Consider the following 17,831-nt stretch of genomic DNA (forward strand, 5'->3'; position numbering starts at 1 on the left):
TCTTTACGATTCAATTTATGGTAAAATGAAGTGTTAAAACAGTTTAAGGAGGTAGCAAATGCGTTGTCCAAAATGTGGTGGAAGTAAGTCTAGTGTGGTGGATAGTCGACAAGCTGAAGATGGGAACACCATCCGTCGTCGCAGGGAATGCGAAGAGTGCCATTATCGCTTTACTACCTACGAGCGAGTGGAAGAGCGGACCCTAGTGGTTGTCAAAAAGGATGGGACACGCGAGCAATTTTCTCGTGATAAAATCTTTAACGGTATTATCCGCTCGGCTCAAAAACGGCCTGTTTCTAGTGACGAAATCGAAGAAATTGTAAACCGAATAGAGCAAAAGGTTCGGAGCCAAAGTGATAATGAAATCAACAGTGAGTATATTGGTTCGTTGGTCATGGATGAGTTAGCAGATCTAGATGAGATCACCTATGTCCGTTTTGCTAGTGTTTACCGGAGTTTCAAGGATGTCGGTGAGTTAGAAACCCTCTTGAAACAAATTACGAAGGGAACCAAGAAGAAAAAGGAAAAATAGATGAAGCCCAATACGCCTTTCGCATTTTTAAAAAATAATCTTCTTCCACCGGCAGGGGCTGCATTGGAGCAGTATTACCTGCCTATTTTAGAGACGGAAACGGCAGCAGTTTATCGTTATCTGCTCGCCTCTTATGATCAGGGTGAAAAACAATATTTACTTGCTCAAATCCTCAATCACTTGAATATAGGATTTCCACAGTTGCTACTCGCTTTTGATCGTTTAATTGCCATGGGGTTGATCGATCTCTATGAGGAAGAAGTTGGGATCACCATCCAATTACATGCTCCTCTTGAGGCAGAACAATTTTTTTCGAATGCTGTTTTCAAACGCTTGCTTGAAAAAAAGATTGGGGAAAAGGCCGTGGAGGATCTGCTCCCAGCACGCTCTTTAGGGACTAGACGGCAAGTTTCCTTCTCGCAAGTCTTTGGACTAGATGCTGGGGAGGCGACCGTTCTTCCAAGCAAGAAACAGCAGTTTGATATGGAGATGTTTAAGCGAATGATGGGGCGTGATGGGCTTCGTTTTGCGGATGAAGGAGAAGCAACCCTAGCCCTCTTTGCCATCGCAGAAGAGCAACAATGGACCTGGTATGAAACCTATCTCCTAGCAAAAGAAACAGCTGTAGACCGGATTGTCTCTCCAAAGAGAATGAAGCAAAAGTTGGCTCAGGCGAGCCAGGAGCAACCCCGCATGTCCTATAGCCGTCAGGAAGAAACCATTCTGAGGGAAGCTAAGGCAAAATCCAGCCTACAATTTCTAGCGGAGATTAAGAAGGCGCGCAATGCGACCATTACGCAGAGCGAACGCAAGACTTTATCCAAGTTAGCTGATCTAGGCTTATTAGATGAGGTGATCAATATCATCTTATTGTTGACCTTTAATAAGACCCAGTCTGCTAATCTCAATGAAAAGTATGCTTTGAAGGTAGGAAATGATTTTTCTTATCAAGGGGTCAACAGTGCAGAACTAGCGATTTTAAAAGTTCGAGAACGCCAGGAACAAGCTAAGGCTCAAGGAAACAAGGGAACGAGTCCTACATCAGCCAAGAGCAAGCACAGCAATGTTCCCAAGTGGAGCCAACCAAACTATCAAAATCAAACCAGTCAAGCAGAAAAGGTGGATCTTGCTAAAGAGAAACAACGCCTGTTAGAAAAACTGAATCAAGGAGGTGAGTAGATGGAAAGTGTAGGTCAAACCATGTCTCACATGAACCGTGTGCGTCAATTTAACTATGAGGATTTGGTCGCACAGATCTTGGCAGACCAAGAAGTGGCTGCCTTTATCAAGGACCAGTCTTTGTCTGAACAAGAAATTCGACGGAGTATTTCAAAATTTAATCAATACATTAGTGAACGCAACCGTTTCTTATTGGGAGATCCGGATTATATAGCCAAAGGTTATAAGCCCATCCTCACCATGAATGAAGGCTATGCGGATGTCGCTTATGAGGAAACGCCAGAGTTAGTCGAAGCCCAAAAACGAGCTGCGATCAACCAACGTCTCAACTTGATCAATCTCCCTTCAACCTTGAAAGAAGCGAGTCTAGCCAAGGTAGAGCTCGACGATAAGGGAAGATTTGTGGCCTTTGAGGAATTAGCTAATTTTGTGGCCAACTATCCGGAATATCAAAAGGGGATCTACCTCTATGGTGATTTTGGAGTAGGAAAGAGCTACATGATGGCAGCCTTGGCTCATGATTTATCCGAAAAACGTCAGGCCTCTACCACTCTACTACATTTCCCAAGTTTTGCGATCGATGTCAAAAATGCCATCAGTTCAGGCTTGGTCAAAGAAACCGTCGATCAGGTGAAAAAAGCCGAAATTTTAATTCTCGATGATATCGGTGCGGAACAGATGTCAGCCTGGGTGCGAGATGAAATCTTACAGGTGATTCTGCAGCACCGGATGCAGGAAAATCTCCCAACCTTCTTTACTTCTAACTTTAATTTTGAAGAGTTGGAACGTCATTTTGCGGCTTCGCGCAACGGGGATGAAACCTGGCAGGCCAAACGTGTCATGGAGCGCGTGAAATTTTTAGCCAAGGAAATCCATTTGGAAGGAGTCAATCGCCGATGAATGAAACCATCCGTTTAATGAAATCTCATTTTTCTGTTCGCCGTTTTAAAGAAGAAGCCATCAAAGAAGCTGACCTCAAGGAAATCTTATCAGCTGGGCAGATGGCATCAAGTTGGAAAAACTTTCAGTCTTATTCTGTGATTGTGGTCAAAAGCAAGGAAAAGAAAGAAGCTCTCTACGATTTGCTTCCTCAAGAAGCGATTCGCCAATCGGATGTCTTTCTCCTCTTTGTTGGAGATTTAAACCGCGCTGAAAAAGCTGTCAAACTTCATGAGCAGGATTTCCATCCTGAAGGGGTGGACAACTTACTGATCACCTCAGTGGATGCGGCTCTAGCAGCTCAAAATACGCTATTAGCAGCTGAAAGTCTCGGCTATGGTGGAGTGATTATCGGCATGTTGCGCTACTGTTCAGAAGAAGTCGCAGCACTCTTCCGTCTGCCAGACTATACCTATCCTGTTTTTGGGATTGCTCTCGGAGTACCTAATCAGCAGCATGCGGTGAAACCACGTTTGCCATTGGAGCAGGTTGCTTTTGAAGAAGAATACCAAGAACAAGACCTATCGGTTGTGACTGCCTACGACAAGGTTCAGGCAGATTATGCTGGAGCGCGTGTAACGGACAGCTGGAGCGAGCGTCTTGCAGCTCAATTTGGTCAACCTGAACAAGAAGAGACCAAAAAACTACTAGAAAAACACAAACTATTATGAAATGAAGAGAGGCGTTCTTGAACCGAGGTCTCGCCTTTCATTAGAAAAGAGGAAATCATGGCCCTACCAACTATTGCGATTGTAGGCCGTCCCAATGTCGGAAAATCGACTCTCTTTAACCGGATTGCCGGTGAGCGGATTTCCATCGTTGAGGATGTAGAAGGAGTCACTCGTGACCGCATTTATGCAACAGCTGAGTGGTTAAATCGAAAATTTAGTATCATTGATACAGGGGGGATTGATGACGTAGATGCCCCATTTATGGAGCAAATCAAGCATCAAGCAGAAATCGCCATGGACGAAGCAGATGTGATCGTCTTTGTTGTTTCTGGAAAAGAAGGGATCACGGATGCGGATGAATATGTCACTCGTATCTTGTATAAGACCCATAAACCGGTTATTCTTGCAGTCAACAAGGTGGATAACCCAGAGATGCGCAATGATATCTATGACTTTTATGCCTTGGGACTGGGTGAGCCACTACCGGTATCCTCTGTCCACGGGATCGGAACTGGGGATGTGCTCGATGCCATCATTGAAAATCTTCCGAATGAAACAGAAGAAGAAAATCCAGATATCATCAAATTTAGCTTGATTGGTCGTCCAAATGTTGGGAAGTCAAGCTTGATCAATGCGATTCTCGGGGAAGACCGGGTCATCGCAAGCCCGGTTGCTGGAACTACACGGGATGCCATCGATACCCATTTTACCGATGCAGATGGTCAAGAATTTACCATGATCGATACAGCTGGTATGCGCAAATCTGGTAAAATCTATGAAAACACTGAGAAATATTCTGTCATGCGTGCCATGCGTGCCATCGACCGTTCAGATGTGGTTTTGATGGTTATCAATGCCGAAGAAGGGATTCGGGAGTATGATAAGCGGATCGCTGGCTTTGCTCATGAAGCTGGTAAAGGGATGATCATTGTTGTCAACAAATGGGATACTATTGAAAAAGACAACCATACCATGAAGCAGTGGGAAGATGACATTCGCGATCAATTCCAATACCTTTCTTATGCGCCGATTGTCTTTGTTTCTGCCCTAACTAAACAACGCTTGCACAAGTTGCCAGACATGATCAAACAGATCAGTGAGAGTCAAAATACGCGGATTCCTTCAGCTGTCTTGAACGATGTGATTATGGATGCCATTGCCATTAATCCAACGCCGACCGATAAAGGAAAACGCCTCAAGATCTTCTATGCGACACAAGTGGCAACCAAGCCGCCAACTTTTGTGGTCTTTGTTAACGAAGAAGAACTGATGCACTTCTCATACCTCCGTTTCTTGGAGAACCAAATTCGCAAGGCCTTTGTTTTTGAAGGAACTCCAATCCATTTGATTGCGCGAAAACGGAAGTAGGGAATATGCGAAAAATAACTGTTTTGATGAAATTTTTGGTTACTAGCTTCATCATTGTTTTCTTAACAGCTTGTCAGTCAACGCGTCAAGAAAAGTATCAGGGATCATATGGAAATGGGGATGAAACGACTATTCTAACTGTAAAAAACAATGAGATCCTTAAGACGGAGCTCTGGAAAGAACTACCTGATATTGATGTTTCTGATTCATTAGCATTTAACTCAGCCAAGGATAGTTTGCTTGAAAATTATGGTCATATCAAGGGAATGGACTATTCTGTTGAAAAATCTAAATCAGGCCATTTGCAGATTCATATAGTGACAGATTTTTCAAAATTGGACTTAAAAACTTGGAACAAAGTTTTTAAGTCCAATAAGAAAATGAAGGACTTAACTGACTATATTAAAACGAAAAAAAGGTTAGAAGAAAATGGGATGGTCAAGGTTCGGTAAAGTTCGAGCATGATTGAAAAATCAGTAAAAAGGACTCTTTGTCAACTGCAAGAGACAAGAAGGGTCCTTTTTTATATGAACATCTGAAAGACTAACTAAGTAGAAGAAAAAGTCTAATGTCTTTAAATGGGTTGAAAAAGGAGTGAAATGATGTCAAGTACAGAATTACTTTTGTTTGTTTCTTTGTTATGCTTATGGGCACTTGTACGTGTCGTGAGAAAATTTTTAAAAAATTCGTTGATCTTTTGGGGGATGGCTATCCTTTATGGTGCCTCACTCATTCTAATCATTTGGGAATGGGTGATCATGACATCAACGATGACATTTTATGGAGAGATTGTCAAAGAAAGTTATTACTCTCTATTGGTAAAAGGCTTAGCTGTTTTTGGGATATTTTGGTCCTTCATCAAATTTTTGTGCTTGGGAAAATTGTACATGATGATTGGAAACGCCTTAATAAAAGGGAATTCGCAAGATCAAGGAAATGACTAATGGAAAATCTATAGACGTGGAGCATAAAAAAGTAGTTAAGTTATGTTATAATCTTATTAGGTGGTAGGCGGTCGAGCACCCATTGGTGCGCGGTGGTCTACCACTTTTGAAGTACAAAAAGCACCGTGTGTGGCTTGCTAGATCTTGCCTGCTGAACTCGTGAATGGATTGCCCCCTTGAGGGGTATTTTTTTGTGAACTTTAAGGACTGTTTAAGTGGGGAATATGGAATAGTAAATAGCCTGAAAACGTCTATTTTAATAAGTTTGATCGAATAAATTTTAACTATACTTTGAAATATGGTATAATGAAGGGATTAATCTAAGGTGGTAAAGATGGCAAAATTAATTCCTGGGAAGGTTCGTTCACAAGGGAGCCTTCTCTATGAAGCTGGGAAAGTTTCCCTTCAGGAAGTAAAAGAAAAATACCTGTATTTTCGGGTGGAAGAAGAAAGCTTGCGTTACAGTTTGGATGACGATGCCGTTTTTTGTAGCTGTACTTTCTTTCAAAAGAAAAAATTCTGTACACATTTGGCAGCTGTAGAAGCTTATCTGAAGAATGATGACAGTGGTAAAGCAGCTCTTGCAAGTCTTGAAGAAGATGCCACTGCAACAGAGGAAACTCAGGAAAAGGTCTCTTTTGGAAGTTTGTTTTTAGACCAGGTCCTTCCAAAAATCGAAAAGAAAGAGACCCGCTATGCCTTATCAGCCGTTGGGCAGGAGGACGAATACTCTGGTCAATTCTTGTGGACACTGCGTATTCGTCGCTTACCAGATGAGCGCTCTTATGTGATCAGAGATGTGCTAGCTTTTTTGCAGACCCTTCAGAAAGAAGGACACTTTGCCATTGGCAAAAGTTATTATGAACCCATTTCTTACTTAGAATTTGATCGGGCTAGCCAGGATGTGATCAATTTCCTACAAGGCTTGGTCACAGATGGTGGATCGAAAGAGCAAGATTTCTTTCCAAATGCTGGGCGCCATCTCTATTTTCCACCGACTCTTTTTGAAGAAGCTGTGGAATTACTGATGAATTTGGACTCTTTTCTCCTGCAATATAGCTTGTATGACTTTTCAGAGGTCTATTTTCAGGATGTCCATGGAGAGGAAGATCTCTTTCATTTTCAGGTGGAAGACCATGGTGATTTTTACGAATTGATCATTACTGAGCCACAGGTGAAGGTCGTCGAGTCTGCTGTTTATCTGTTTCGAAATGGTGTCTTCTATCACCTGACGCCCCAACAGCGGACTCTATGGAAGGCTATCCAGGATCTTCCAATGGATCAGGATCGCAAAAAACGCCTGCATTTTGATCCAACGGATCAGACCAAACTTTCCTATAGTCTAAAAGAGTTCAAAAAACTGGGACAAATAACAGCCCCGACCAGCTTTTTAATCCACGATTTCACTCCGGAATTTCATTTTGATCTAGCACAGGATCAGACTGTATTACTGGATGTTGTCTTTCAATACCAGGATCGTGTGGTGACCACGCGTGAGGAACTTCTCAATCTTCCTTATTCTAGTGATTTCGATAAGGAGCAAGAAGTCTTTTCAACCATGCTAGCAGCAGGTTTTACGGATGATTTTTCTTCCCAAAGAAGTCCTTTATCAAGTGAGCAAATCTATCCATTCTTTCACCAACAGATCCCGACTTTTGAAGCCTTAGGAGAGGTTACCCTCTCTGATAGCCTTTTAGATCTTTATCAAGTGGAGCGTCCAAAAATTGATGTTAAAACCAATGGCAGTCTACTGGAGATCGGTTTTGACTTTGAAAGTGTGGATCCAGCCGAAGTGGACCAGGTCCTCAAAGCTCTAGTAGGGCAAAAAGACTATTTTGTCAGCCATACAGGGAAAGTTCTTGTCTTTGATGAAGAAACCAAGAAGATCAGTCGAGCCTTAGCAGATCTGCGGGCGAAAATGAGCAAGGGTGGGAAACTACAAGCCCGCCGGATTGCCGCTTATCAGCTATCTGATTTGTTGGCAGATCAAGACAATGTTCATTTTTCAGAAGACTTTCGAAATTTAGCTCATGATTTGACTCATCCAGAAGACTTCCAACTCCCTCAGATGACAATCCAAGCGACCCTAAGGGATTACCAAGAAACAGGGGTTAAATGGTTCTCCATGTTAAATCATTATGGTTTTGGTGGTATTTTAGCGGATGATATGGGGCTTGGGAAAACCCTGCAGACTATTTCCTTCTTGACCAGTGTCGCAAAAAAAGAAACTAAAATCTTGATTCTAGCTCCATCTAGTCTCATCTACAATTGGAAACAAGAATTTTCAAAATTCGCTCCTCAGATGGAAGTGGCAGTCGTCTATGGTCTCAAGCAGCACCGAGATGAACTCATCGCAACCAATCCACAGGTAGTTATCACTAGTTACGCGTCTTTTCGTCAAGATGTGGAGGAATACCAGAAGAATCAGTATGAGTACTTGATTCTAGATGAAGCCCAGGTCATGAAAAATGCCCAAACCAAGATTGCCCAACACTTACGTGGTTTTGATGTGCCACATGTATTTGCTCTTTCTGGCACACCCATTGAGAACCATGTTGGAGAACTTTGGTCCATTTTCCAAATTGTGCTTCCTGGTCTATTTCCTGCTAAAAAAGAATTTCAAAAATTAAGCCCTGAGACCATTGCCCGTTTTGTAAAACCCTTTGTCATGAGACGGAAAAAAACAGAGGTCCTTCAAGAGTTACCAGACTTGATTGAAACCATCTATCACAATGAGTTGGACGAAAGCCAAAAAACCATCTATTTAGCCCAATTAAAGCAAATTCAAGATCGGGTTCGAAGCTCTAGCGAGGAAGAATTAAATCGAAGCAAGGTGGAGATCCTCTCCGGTCTCATGCGTCTTCGCCAAATCTGTGATACCCCAGCCCTCTTTATGGAAGACTATCAAGGAGACAGTGGGAAGTTGGAGAGTCTTCGCGACCTTCTGGTTCAAATCCAGGATGGAGACCATCGGGTCTTGATCTTCTCCCAATTCAGAGGCATGTTGGATATTCTGGAGAAGGAGATTGACCAGCTCGGTATGACCTCCTTTAAAATCACGGGTTCTACTCCCGCAAAAGATCGTCAAGAAATGACCAATGCCTTTAATGCAGGAGAGCGCCATGCTTTTCTCATTTCACTGAAGGCTGGTGGGGTTGGATTGAACCTCACTGGTGCCGATACCGTTATCTTAGTCGATTTGTGGTGGAATCCTGCTGTAGAAGAACAAGCGATTGGCCGGGCCCATCGAATGGGGCAAGAACAAAATGTTGAAGTCTACCGCATGATTACCCGTGGGACTATCGAAGAAAAAATTCAAGAGCTCCAAGTTTCAAAACGCCATCTGGTTTCAACGATTTTAGATGGAACGGAAACACGATCTAGTTTATCGGTTGAGGAAATTCGTGAGATTCTTGGAATTCAGTCAGAATAGCTTGAAAAATTCTGTGAATAGTTTATAATTAATGGAGTGTCGAAAGGAAGAAAGCATGACAGAAAAATATTTTCCTCAAGTAGGGGATAATGAGTTGATGTTAACAGAGATGCCCCACATGAACCTGTATGATGAAACAGACTTGATTAGTAACATTACAGGCGACTATGTGGATAAAAATTATTTGGAATGGCAACCGATTGCTGAAAATACCAAACCTAAGCATCCTTACCATCAACCACTAGAAGAGCCCCTACCGAAAAGACGGCCAGTAAGAAAACCTGATTTTAAAGAGCCGATTGATAAAAAAAGCCCTGCCAATCGTTATGCAGAGGAAGCTAGAGAGCGTGCGCGTGAAGATCTGAAAAAGAAACGTACAGCCCCCTATCTGACAACGGATCCAGCAGCTACTACAAGTAAGCGGAAAAAACCATTTATTTCAGAACGGAAACCTGGTCAGCCAACAGCTCCCTCCCAAAAGGAAAACCCAGGCGAATTATTGAAATATAGCAAACGATTGCGACAAGATCAGTTGATCCTTGCAGAGTTCGAATCTGCAGGAGAACCAGAAGTGGCAGAACCGACTGAAAAGAAAAACAATTATGATTTCTTAAAGACTAGCCAAATATACAATAAAGATCAGCACAAGTTGAAACCACAGCCAATCAAACAAGAATTGGATTTAACCCATCTAGATCAAGAATAAGGAGAAAACATGTCTAATACATACCATTTTATTGGAATTAAAGGAGCAGGGATGAGTGCTTTAGCCCTCATGCTTCACCAAATGGGACATACGGTTCAAGGTTCAGATGTTGAGAAGTATTACTTTACGCAACGTGGCTTGGAACAAGCAGGAATTCAAATTTATCCATTTGATGTGAAAAATTTGGAAGGCGACAAGATCCTCATTGCTGGGAATGCTTTCCGTCCAGATAACAATGTGGAAATTGCTTATGCAGATGAGCATGGCCTAACCTATAAACGCTACCATGAATTCCTTGGTGAATTTATGCGTGACTTCGTCAGCATGGGGGTTGCCGGAGCACACGGAAAAACCTCAACAACAGGGATGCTTTCTCACGTCTTATCAAATATCACTGATACCAGTTATTTGATTGGTGACGGGACAGGTCGTGGCTCTGCAGCAGCCAAATACTTTGTCTTTGAATCAGATGAGTATGAACGCCACTTTATGCCTTACCATCCTGAATACAGCATCATCACCAATATTGACTTTGACCATCCAGACTATTTCACGAGCTTGGAAGATGTCTTTAATGCCTTTAACGATTATGCCAAACAAATCAGCAAAGGACTCTTCATCTACGGAGAAGACAAAGAATTGCGTCGGATTACCTCATCAGCGCCAATTTATTACTATGGTTTTGATAAGGAGACGAACGATTTTGTGGCAAGCAACTTGCTTCGCTCAACGACAGGTTCAACCTTCAACGTTCATTTCCGTGGAGAAGATTTGGGGCAGTTCCATATCCCAACATTTGGTCGTCACAACATCATGAATGCCACAGCTGTCATTGGCTTGCTTTACATTGCAGGATTTGACTTAGATTTAGTCCGCGAGCATTTGAAGACCTTTGCTGGAGTGAAACGTCGCTTCACTGAAAAAGTAGTCAATGGAACAGTGATCATCGATGACTTTGCGCACCATCCAACGGAAATTATTGCAACCTTGGATGCAGCCCGTCAAAAATACCCAAGTAAAGAGATTGTGGCCATTTTCCAACCACATACCTTTACACGGACGATTGCCTTGTTAGATGAATTTGCTGAAGCTTTGAATCAAGCAGATGCTGTTTACTTGGCACAGATCTATGGTTCTGCACGGGAAGTCGATCACGGCGATGTGAAAGTTGAAGATTTGGAAGCAAAAATTGTCAAACGTTCAGCGATTATTACAGCTGAGAATGTTTCTCCTCTTCTTGACCATGACAATGCAGTCTATGTCTTTATGGGAGCAGGAGATATTCAAACCTATGAATACTCATTTGAGCGTTTATTATCTAGTTTGACACATAGTGTACAATAAGAGATGATTGAGTCTGGAATCGATTGGTTCCAGACTCAAATTTATCTGTCCACTGAAGGAGTATGAGATGAGGAAAGCAGGATGATGATTCGATCAATCACCCCAGCTGATCAAGAACAGCTGCTGTTGCTAGAAGAAGAACTTCATGACAATGAAGGAAAGAAGCACAAGGCCACTCTTGAGGAAGCGCTAGGTTCAAAGGAAGCCATTTCTCTACTTGCAGAACAGGCGGGAGATATGGTGGCCTACTTGTTGGCGACAGAAGACCAGCATTTAAAAGGAGACCTAATCGTATTGCGATTAGCAGTGAGACCAGCCTTTCAAGGTCAAGGTTATGGTTCTATTTTGATCGCTGCTTTAAAGGATCTAGCTGTTCAAATGGAAAAGAAAGCCATTTGGATCGATTGCCCAGAAAACTTACTATCTTATTTTGCCCAGCAAGGATTCCGGGATGAAGCTGAGTCTGATCGAGGTGTCCATATGGTTTGGGAACGATAGAAGGGGTAAATGATGAAAGAAAAGATTCACATTAGACAGGCAGAGCTGCAGTATTTGGATGCCATCGAGCGCATTGAGCTTGAGAATTTCTCAGAAGAAGAAGCGATTGCGCGTGAGATTTTAAAAGATCACATTGAAAAGATTCAAACGACATTTCTTGTAGCAGAGTGCCAAGGTCAGATTTTAGGCTATTTAGAAGGACCTGTTAGACCAGAGCGCTATTTGATCGATTCCTCTTTTTCAGAGGTTGAAGATCTAAGCCAGTTAGAAAAGGGCTTTATTTCCATTACGAGTCTATCCATTGCTAAAGAAGCCCAAGGACTTGGAGTGGGAACTCTTTTGCTTGAAGCGATGAAAGAGATTGCGATTAAGGAGGACCGTCAAGGGATCAATTTGACCTGTCATGATTATTTGATTCCTTATTACGAAAAACAAGGATTTACCAATGAAGGTCTTTCAGAATCCCAATATGCGGGTGAAGTTTGGTACAATCTGGTCTGGGAAAACGAAAACCTTGATTAAATAGGTATTTTGAAGAAGAAGGGCGATTTGTATTGCTTTTCTAAATCTTTTAAGATATAATATTAAGGATTATGATGAGGGAGGTCAATTATTTGACTGATAAATCACAAGACAGTGAGAAGTTATTAAGCTTCAAAGAGCAGATCCTCAGAGACTTAGAAGAGGCCAATGAGCAACTTCTAAAGATCGAAAAAGAGTATGATCTACCTGATCGAAGCATTGAAACCCCTTCTTCACTGAAAGAGGAGGAAGAAGCAACACCACCTCCAAAAGTAGAAGAATCTGCGTTGGCTCCCAAAGAAGAACCAGTGGAGCCGGTACAGGCGACTCCTGCTGTGGAAGAAAAGAGTGAGCTTACAAAGCCTGCTAAAAAAGAACCAAGTCAGGAACCGGTAGAGGAGAACTTATCGCGCTCTTCTCGTAACCAGCGCCAACAAAAACAAAAGAAACAAAATAAAATCGCTAAACGAATTGTGCGGACAGTGGTCAGCCTTTTGCTGATTGTGATCGTGGCTACAGGGATCTTTGCTGTGACCTATATCCATTCAGCTGTCAAGCCAATGGATAAAAATGCAACAGAATTCGTAACGGTTGAGATTCCAGCAGGTTCAAGTAATCGTGAGATTGGCGCGATCCTTGAGAAAAAAGGACTCGTGAAAAATGGCCAGTTCTTTAACTACTATACCAAGTTCAAGAACTATAGCAATTTCAAATCCGGTTATTTCAACCTTCAAAAGAGCATGGATCTAGAAACCATCATCCAAAAACTGCAGGAAGAGGGAACCAAAACTCCTCAGGCTCCAGTTCTTGGGAAGGTGACGATTCCAGAAGGCTATACGATCGATCAGATTGCGACGGCTATCACCACCGATGTCTCCACTAAGAAGGCCGGCAAGACTCCATTTAAGAAAGAAGATTTCTTGAAGGCTGTCCAAGACGATGCCTTTATTGAGAAGATGGTGGCCAAATATCCTAAGCTCTTGGCGAATCTGCCAAGTAAGGATTCTGGTGTTCGCTACCGTTTAGAAGGTTATCTCTTCCCAGCAACTTATAACTATGGCAAAGATACCACAGTGAAAGAGATGATCGATCAGATGCTTGCGGCAATGGATCAAAACTTAAGCCCATACTATGAAACACTTGAGAGCAAGAACATCAATGTAAACGAAGTATTGACTCTTGCTTCCTTGGTTGAAAAAGAAGGGGCGACGGATCAGGACCGCCAAGATATCGCGAGTGTCTTCTATAACCGTTTGAACCAAGACATGCCTTTGCAAAGTAATATTGCAATTCTTTATGCAGAAGGGAAACTTGGTCAAAAGACGACCTTAAAAGAAGATGCAACGATCAATACAGAGCTGGATTCCCCTTATAATATTTATAAGAATACCGGCTTGATGCCTGGCCCAGTGGATAACCCTGGAGTATCAGCGATCGAAGCGGCAGTGAACCCAAGTAAGACCGATTACTTGTATTTTGTCGCAAATGTCGAAAATGGTGAAGTTTTCTTCGCTAAGACATACGAAGAACACAATAAAAATGTTGAAGAACATGTCAATAGTAAATTGACACAAGCAAGTTCAAACTAGAAAAAGCATGTGGCGCGTCCACAGCTTTTTCATTCAAATAATAGAAAGAGAAGAATAATGGCAGAAAAAACATACCCAATGACACTAGCAGAAAAAGAAAAATTGGAACAAGAATTAGAAGAATTGAAATTGGTCCGTCGACCTGAAGTGGTAGAACGGATTAAGATCGCTCGTTCATATGGTGACCTCTCAGAAAACTCTGAGTATGAAGCAGCAAAAGATGAACAAGCTTTTGTGGAAGGTCAAATCTCTAGCTTGGAAACAAAAATCCGTTATGCAGAAATCGTCGATAGTGATGCTGTTGCAGTAGACGAAGTTGCGATCGGAAAAACCGTTACAGTCCAAGAAGTTGGCGAAACAGATGAAGAAGTATACAGCATCGTCGGTTCAGCAGGGGCAGATGCCTTTGCAGGAAAGATTTCTAACGAAAGCCCAATCGGTCACGCTTTGATTGGTAAGAAGACAGGTGACGTTGTCACTGTTGAGACCCCAGCTGGAAGCTACCAAGTGAAAATTTTGAACGTAGAAAAAACAGCGTAACTATAAAACGCAAGCCCTCCAAGAGGGCTTGTTTTTTTGTGCTCTTAATCTTTTTGTGAGAGTGAAAATTCTTTGCTGACTGAACGATATCAAAAAAAGCACTTGAACCTTGGGTTCAAGTGCTACTGTATACCGCTAGAATTAGTAGTTTGTACTACTTTCTATTGCGTTGTTTTCCTGCATTGCGGTTGTTTTTTGGTTTGTGTTGGATTTGTGTCGTTGCAGTAGGTGTGACATCTTTTTTCACGCGGTGACTAGTCGCTTTTGGAGGATTGTTTTTGTATTCCTCAGCGACGCGCTTGCGAAGATTTGGACGAATCAAGTAGTTGATGACAAATTGTTGGATAATTTGGATCACCCCACCGACTACCCAGTAAAGAGTTACTCCGGCTGAGGAGATCAATGAGAAGACACCGATCATAATCGGACTCATCAGTGATGCTTTGCGCATGCTTTCCTTTTGGGTTTCATCTTCAATTCCATGAAGAGAAAGCATACTTTGGATATAGTAAAGAACTGCTACGATCGCTGTCAAGAGCAAGCTTGGTTTGCCGAGAGCAATGCCAAGGAAGCTACTATCTGCTACCCCTTTGGTGTGCTGAGCTGCAAAGAAGAGAGCTGAGAAGAATGGCATTTGGATCAAGAGTGGCAAACACCCAACTCCACCAAACATGCTAACTCCATTTTCACGTTGAGCAGCCATTAATTCCTGTTGCGCCAATAGCTTTTCTTCTTGTGTGCTAGCGTTCTTCATGCGCTCTTGGATTGGCCCAAGGATAGGTTTTAAGTAGTTCATCTTTTCAGATTGGTAGGTTGCCTTCCATGATTGGTACAAACCAAGTGGCAAGATGATTAACCGTACGATCAAGGTGACGATAATAATCCCGATCCCAAAGCCTAAGCCAAGGTTGTTGGCAAAGAATTTGATGGCTTCGCCCATTGGACGGCCAAGAAGATTCCAGATCAATCCAGTCGGATTTCCAGTTTTCCGATCGACACTCACGCATCCTGATAAGAAGACAAGCGAAGCTAGTCCCATCGATGCAAGTAATGCAAGTTTATTTTTTTTCACAAATAGTTCCTTCTTTTTTTTAATGTTACCTTTCTATTCTACTGTTTTTTTTGAAAATACACAATAGTTCTCTAGTCTTAATTTGCAATTTTGAAGTCTGTATAGTTTTCAAAGTTTGCGAGCGTAACATCTAAATAAGTCACATGCGCAAAAGGCGTAGGACCTTTGCGAATTTCTTGGATGAATTTGGCCATTTGGCTACTAGACTCTGCCTGTGCCAGAATGCCAACTGTTCCGTCGTCATTATTCCAGACACGGCCAGTGATCCCACCGATCTCTAAAGCAAGACTGTAGACTCCCCAGCGAAAGCCAACCCCTTGAACCCGTCCTTGGGCAATCATTTTTACCTTTTGCATGTGCGACCTCCTTGACTCGAAGAAATCTATCTGAGGTATGATTTCTTCTTTTTCTTTGTGCTATAATAGTTCTATGAATATTATAACGTCTAAATCCAATAATGTAATCAAAAATGCAAAAAAATTACATCAAAAAAAATACCGGACAGATTCTTATCTCATTGAAGGCTGGCATCTGTTTGAAGAGGCAGTAGAAAATCATGCGAAGATTCGGCAGGTCTTTGTTTTAGAAGCCTATTTAGACCGGGTAGAGGACATCCAAAAAGTCACTATCGTGACTCCGGAGATCTTAAGCCTCTTGGCAGATTCGAAGACTCCTCAAGGGATTGTCGCAGAGATTCTTCTAGAGCAGCCAGAGCTTCCGGATCAGCTACAAGGGCGATTCCTCTATTTGGAGGATGTACAGGATCCTGGCAATGTAGGGACGATGATTCGAACAGCAGATGCAGCAGGTTTTGATGGCGTCATGCTTTCGAAAGCCTCCGCTGATCTATACAGTCTCAAGACCCTTCGATCCATGCAGGGCAGTCATTTCCATATTCCTATCTGGAAACTGGATCGAGAAGAACTATTGGAGCGAGCTGCGCACTCTCATCTAGCAGTTCTCGCAACGACGCTTTCAGAAGCTTCCATTGACTACCGTCAGCTTTCTCAGACCGATCAGTTTATCCTGGTTATGGGGAATGAAGGAAATGGCATCAGCCAGGAAATGGCGGCACAAGCAGACCAGCTGGTTCATATTCCCATGCCAGGTCGGGCAGAGAGTTTAAATGTTGCAGTGGCAGCAGGAATTTTGATGTTTTCTTTAAGGAAATTTTGAGAAAAAGAAGTATACTTAACCTGTAAGAAGAAGTTGATGGAGATCTTATTGGGAGAGCTTATCAACGAAAGGTGGTTATCTTATGCAATATCATCGTGACAAAGAATACATGACCTATGTAGGCCATCTGATCCAGCATCCTAAGGTTCAAAAATTAGCCGACATTCCCCACCATATTCATTCCAATCGTTTGGAGCATTCCATTCATGTGAGCTATACCAGTTATAAACTGGCTAAAAAATTTGGTTGGGATGCCAAAAGTACGGCTCGGGGTGGCCTCTTGCATGACCTCTTTTACTATGATTGGCGCGAGACCAAGTTTACGAAAAGTCACGCCTGGATCCATCCCCGCATTGCCGTGAGAAATGCACGAAAGATCACAGATCTCAATGCCAAGGAAGAAGACATCATTATTAAACACATGTGGGGAGCTACCCTTGCTCCGCCTCGCTACAAAGAATCCTTCGTAGTGACCATGGTGGATAAATACTGGGCTGTTAAAGAAGCTTCAGAACCATGGCGTAAAAAGATGGCTAAAAGGAGATTTTTTCATCGAAAAATGTTAAAATCGTAGTAAACAAATTTGAAAGGAACTTGTTAATATGTATAATGATTCAGTAATCCAAGAACAAAGTGGATTGAATGCTTTTTATAACAAAATCTACTCATTAGTTGGGATCGGTGTGGGGATTTCAGCCCTTGTGTCTGGCCTGATGATGACAGTCTTTCAAGACTTCTTCGTACAAATCTTGACAACCGCACCAATGGTTTACTACGCAGCAGTGGTTGTAGAATTGATCTTGGTCTTTGTTGCAAGTGGGAAGGCTGTTAAAAATAGCCCGTCTGCTCTTCCGATCTTCTTGATCTACTCAGCTTTGAATGGCTTTACCTTGAGCTTTATCATTGCTCGCTACATGCAAGCAACTGTCTATAAGGCTTTCTTGGTCAGTGCCTTGATGTTTATTGTCATGGGAGCTATCGGACGCGTCGTGAAAAAGGACCTGTCTGGAATGGGACGTGCCTTGATGGGAGTCTTGATCGGTGTGATCATTGCTTCTGTTGTGAACATGTTCTTGAGAAGTTCTGGAATGGACTATATCTTGAGTATTATCTCTGTCTTCCTCTTTGCAGGTTTGACAGCTTGGGATAACCAAAAGATTCGCTATGTCTATGATCAAACAAATGGTCAACCTGCTACAGGTTGGGCAGTAGCAATGGCTTTGGAACTTTATCTTGACTTTATCAACCTCTTTATCAGCCTTCTTCGTATCTTCGGAAGAAACGACTAATCAAAGAGAGATTGAGCTGGGGCAGTTGC

At 42.4% G+C, this 17,831-nt stretch carries 19 protein-coding genes; 17 read left to right on the forward strand and 2 right to left on the reverse strand.

The features are described 5' to 3' along the window. Positions 1–58: 58 nt before the first annotated feature. The 14 genes from nrdR to greA all read left to right on the forward strand — a co-directional run bounded on the left by nrdR (position 59) and on the right by greA (position 14,265). Positions 59–532 (forward strand): transcriptional regulator NrdR, encoded by a 474-nt coding sequence (gene nrdR, locus M1G14_RS07660; RefSeq protein ID WP_003005476.1) that lies wholly within the window; start codon positions 59–61, stop codon positions 530–532. After that, on the forward strand, positions 533–1,711 hold the full coding sequence (locus M1G14_RS07665; protein ID WP_247926479.1) for a replication initiation and membrane attachment family protein: 1,179 nt from the start codon (positions 533–535) through the stop codon (positions 1,709–1,711). Then, positions 1,712–2,611, forward strand: a complete 900-nt coding sequence (gene dnaI, locus M1G14_RS07670; protein ID WP_023918912.1) for a primosomal protein DnaI — start codon at positions 1,712–1,714, stop codon at positions 2,609–2,611. Beyond that, the gene (locus M1G14_RS07675) at positions 2,608–3,321 is read left to right on the forward strand and encodes a nitroreductase family protein (RefSeq protein WP_024054773.1); all 714 of its coding nucleotides are present in this window, start codon (positions 2,608–2,610) and stop codon (positions 3,319–3,321) included. Before dnaI ends, M1G14_RS07675 begins: the two co-directional genes overlap by 4 nt. A 57-nt stretch (positions 3,322–3,378) precedes the next feature. Further along, positions 3,379–4,689, forward strand: a complete 1,311-nt coding sequence (gene der, locus M1G14_RS07680) for a ribosome biogenesis GTPase Der (protein ID WP_003013034.1) — start codon at positions 3,379–3,381, stop codon at positions 4,687–4,689. 5 nt (positions 4,690–4,694) lie between these two features. Beyond that, entirely contained in the window at positions 4,695–5,141 is a 447-nt protein-coding gene (locus tag M1G14_RS07685) for a DUF1307 domain-containing protein (protein WP_049523689.1), read from the forward strand. Positions 5,142–5,291: 150 nt separating this feature from the next. Then, complete coding sequence (locus tag M1G14_RS07690; protein WP_049523729.1) at positions 5,292–5,633, forward strand: hypothetical protein; 342 nt, start codon at positions 5,292–5,294, stop codon at positions 5,631–5,633. A gap of 334 nt (positions 5,634–5,967) precedes the next feature. Then, positions 5,968–9,066, forward strand: coding sequence for a pilus expression-regulating Snf2 family helicase (locus tag M1G14_RS07695; protein WP_049523728.1), 3,099 nt, complete (start codon positions 5,968–5,970; stop codon positions 9,064–9,066). A 55-nt stretch (positions 9,067–9,121) separates the two neighbouring features. Then, on the forward strand, positions 9,122–9,772 hold the full coding sequence (zapJ, locus tag M1G14_RS07700; protein ID WP_247926481.1) for a divisome accessory protein ZapJ: 651 nt from the start codon (positions 9,122–9,124) through the stop codon (positions 9,770–9,772). A gap of 9 nt (positions 9,773–9,781) precedes the next feature. Next, positions 9,782–11,116, forward strand: a complete 1,335-nt coding sequence (gene murC, locus M1G14_RS07705) for a UDP-N-acetylmuramate--L-alanine ligase (protein WP_003005130.1) — start codon at positions 9,782–9,784, stop codon at positions 11,114–11,116. A gap of 81 nt (positions 11,117–11,197) precedes the next feature. Further along, positions 11,198–11,614: a GNAT family N-acetyltransferase gene (locus tag M1G14_RS07710; protein WP_049523727.1), complete on the forward strand. Its 417-nt coding sequence runs from the start codon at positions 11,198–11,200 to the stop codon at positions 11,612–11,614. Positions 11,615–11,626: 12 nt separating this feature from the next. Then, positions 11,627–12,136, forward strand: a complete 510-nt coding sequence (locus M1G14_RS07715) for a GNAT family N-acetyltransferase (RefSeq protein ID WP_176745637.1) — start codon at positions 11,627–11,629, stop codon at positions 12,134–12,136. Between the two features lie 59 nt (positions 12,137–12,195). Continuing rightward, positions 12,196–13,725: an endolytic transglycosylase MltG gene (gene mltG / locus M1G14_RS07720; RefSeq protein WP_437441540.1), complete on the forward strand. Its 1,530-nt coding sequence runs from the start codon at positions 12,196–12,198 to the stop codon at positions 13,723–13,725. A 57-nt stretch (positions 13,726–13,782) separates the two neighbouring features. Continuing rightward, positions 13,783–14,265: a transcription elongation factor GreA gene (gene greA, locus M1G14_RS07725; protein ID WP_003005389.1), complete on the forward strand. Its 483-nt coding sequence runs from the start codon at positions 13,783–13,785 to the stop codon at positions 14,263–14,265. Positions 14,266–14,419: 154 nt separating this feature from the next. Here the strand turns inward: greA and yidC are convergent, their stop codons facing one another. Then, positions 14,420–15,337 (reverse strand): membrane protein insertase YidC, encoded by a 918-nt coding sequence (yidC, locus tag M1G14_RS07730; RefSeq protein ID WP_003008377.1) that lies wholly within the window; start codon positions 15,335–15,337, stop codon positions 14,420–14,422. Between the two features lie 77 nt (positions 15,338–15,414). Then, on the reverse strand, positions 15,415–15,693 hold the full coding sequence (locus M1G14_RS07735; RefSeq protein WP_023918900.1) for an acylphosphatase: 279 nt from the start codon (positions 15,691–15,693) through the stop codon (positions 15,415–15,417). A 73-nt stretch (positions 15,694–15,766) separates the two neighbouring features. On the opposite strand from M1G14_RS07735, the gene M1G14_RS07740 reads away from it, so the two are divergent. The 3 genes from M1G14_RS07740 (at position 15,767) to M1G14_RS07750 (ending at position 17,802) form a co-directional block, all read left to right on the forward strand. Further along, a complete protein-coding gene (locus M1G14_RS07740; RefSeq protein ID WP_049523730.1) occupies positions 15,767–16,513 on the forward strand; it encodes a TrmH family RNA methyltransferase in 747 nt (248 codons plus the stop codon). A gap of 82 nt (positions 16,514–16,595) precedes the next feature. Continuing rightward, complete coding sequence (locus tag M1G14_RS07745) at positions 16,596–17,087, forward strand: HDIG domain-containing metalloprotein (protein WP_003005617.1); 492 nt, start codon at positions 16,596–16,598, stop codon at positions 17,085–17,087. Between the two features lie 28 nt (positions 17,088–17,115). Beyond that, positions 17,116–17,802 carry a Bax inhibitor-1/YccA family protein gene (locus tag M1G14_RS07750; RefSeq protein ID WP_003008369.1) on the forward strand — a complete coding sequence of 229 codons (687 nt, stop codon included), beginning with the start codon at positions 17,116–17,118 and terminating at the stop codon, positions 17,800–17,802. The last annotated feature ends 29 nt before the right edge of the window (positions 17,803–17,831 follow it).

The organism is Streptococcus parasanguinis (assembly GCF_023109675.1).
GTDB classification, from domain to species: domain Bacteria; phylum Bacillota; class Bacilli; order Lactobacillales; family Streptococcaceae; genus Streptococcus; species Streptococcus parasanguinis_I.

Bases quoted from the DNA above. Each gene is read 5' to 3' on its own strand.
- nrdR (WP_003005476.1), top strand. From the start codon at position 59: ATGCGTTGTCCAAAATGTGGTGGAAGTAAGTCTAGTGTGGTGGATAGT.
- M1G14_RS07665 (WP_247926479.1), top strand. From the start codon at position 533: ATGAAGCCCAATACGCCTTTCGCATTTTTAAAAAATAATCTTCTTCCA.
- dnaI (WP_023918912.1), top strand. From the start codon at position 1,712: ATGGAAAGTGTAGGTCAAACCATGTCTCACATGAACCGTGTGCGTCAA.
- M1G14_RS07675 (WP_024054773.1), top strand. From the start codon at position 2,608: ATGAATGAAACCATCCGTTTAATGAAATCTCATTTTTCTGTTCGCCGT.
- der (WP_003013034.1), top strand. From the start codon at position 3,379: ATGGCCCTACCAACTATTGCGATTGTAGGCCGTCCCAATGTCGGAAAA.
- M1G14_RS07685 (WP_049523689.1), top strand. From the start codon at position 4,695: ATGCGAAAAATAACTGTTTTGATGAAATTTTTGGTTACTAGCTTCATC.
- M1G14_RS07690 (WP_049523729.1), top strand. From the start codon at position 5,292: ATGTCAAGTACAGAATTACTTTTGTTTGTTTCTTTGTTATGCTTATGG.
- M1G14_RS07695 (WP_049523728.1), top strand. From the start codon at position 5,968: ATGGCAAAATTAATTCCTGGGAAGGTTCGTTCACAAGGGAGCCTTCTC.
- zapJ (WP_247926481.1), top strand. From the start codon at position 9,122: ATGACAGAAAAATATTTTCCTCAAGTAGGGGATAATGAGTTGATGTTA.
- murC (WP_003005130.1), top strand. From the start codon at position 9,782: ATGTCTAATACATACCATTTTATTGGAATTAAAGGAGCAGGGATGAGT.
- M1G14_RS07710 (WP_049523727.1), top strand. From the start codon at position 11,198: ATGATGATTCGATCAATCACCCCAGCTGATCAAGAACAGCTGCTGTTG.
- M1G14_RS07715 (WP_176745637.1), top strand. From the start codon at position 11,627: ATGAAAGAAAAGATTCACATTAGACAGGCAGAGCTGCAGTATTTGGAT.
- greA (WP_003005389.1), top strand. From the start codon at position 13,783: ATGGCAGAAAAAACATACCCAATGACACTAGCAGAAAAAGAAAAATTG.
- M1G14_RS07735 (WP_023918900.1), bottom strand. From the start codon at position 15,693: ATGCAAAAGGTAAAAATGATTGCCCAAGGACGGGTTCAAGGGGTTGGC.
- M1G14_RS07740 (WP_049523730.1), top strand. From the start codon at position 15,767: ATGAATATTATAACGTCTAAATCCAATAATGTAATCAAAAATGCAAAA.
- M1G14_RS07745 (WP_003005617.1), top strand. From the start codon at position 16,596: ATGCAATATCATCGTGACAAAGAATACATGACCTATGTAGGCCATCTG.
- M1G14_RS07750 (WP_003008369.1), top strand. From the start codon at position 17,116: ATGTATAATGATTCAGTAATCCAAGAACAAAGTGGATTGAATGCTTTT.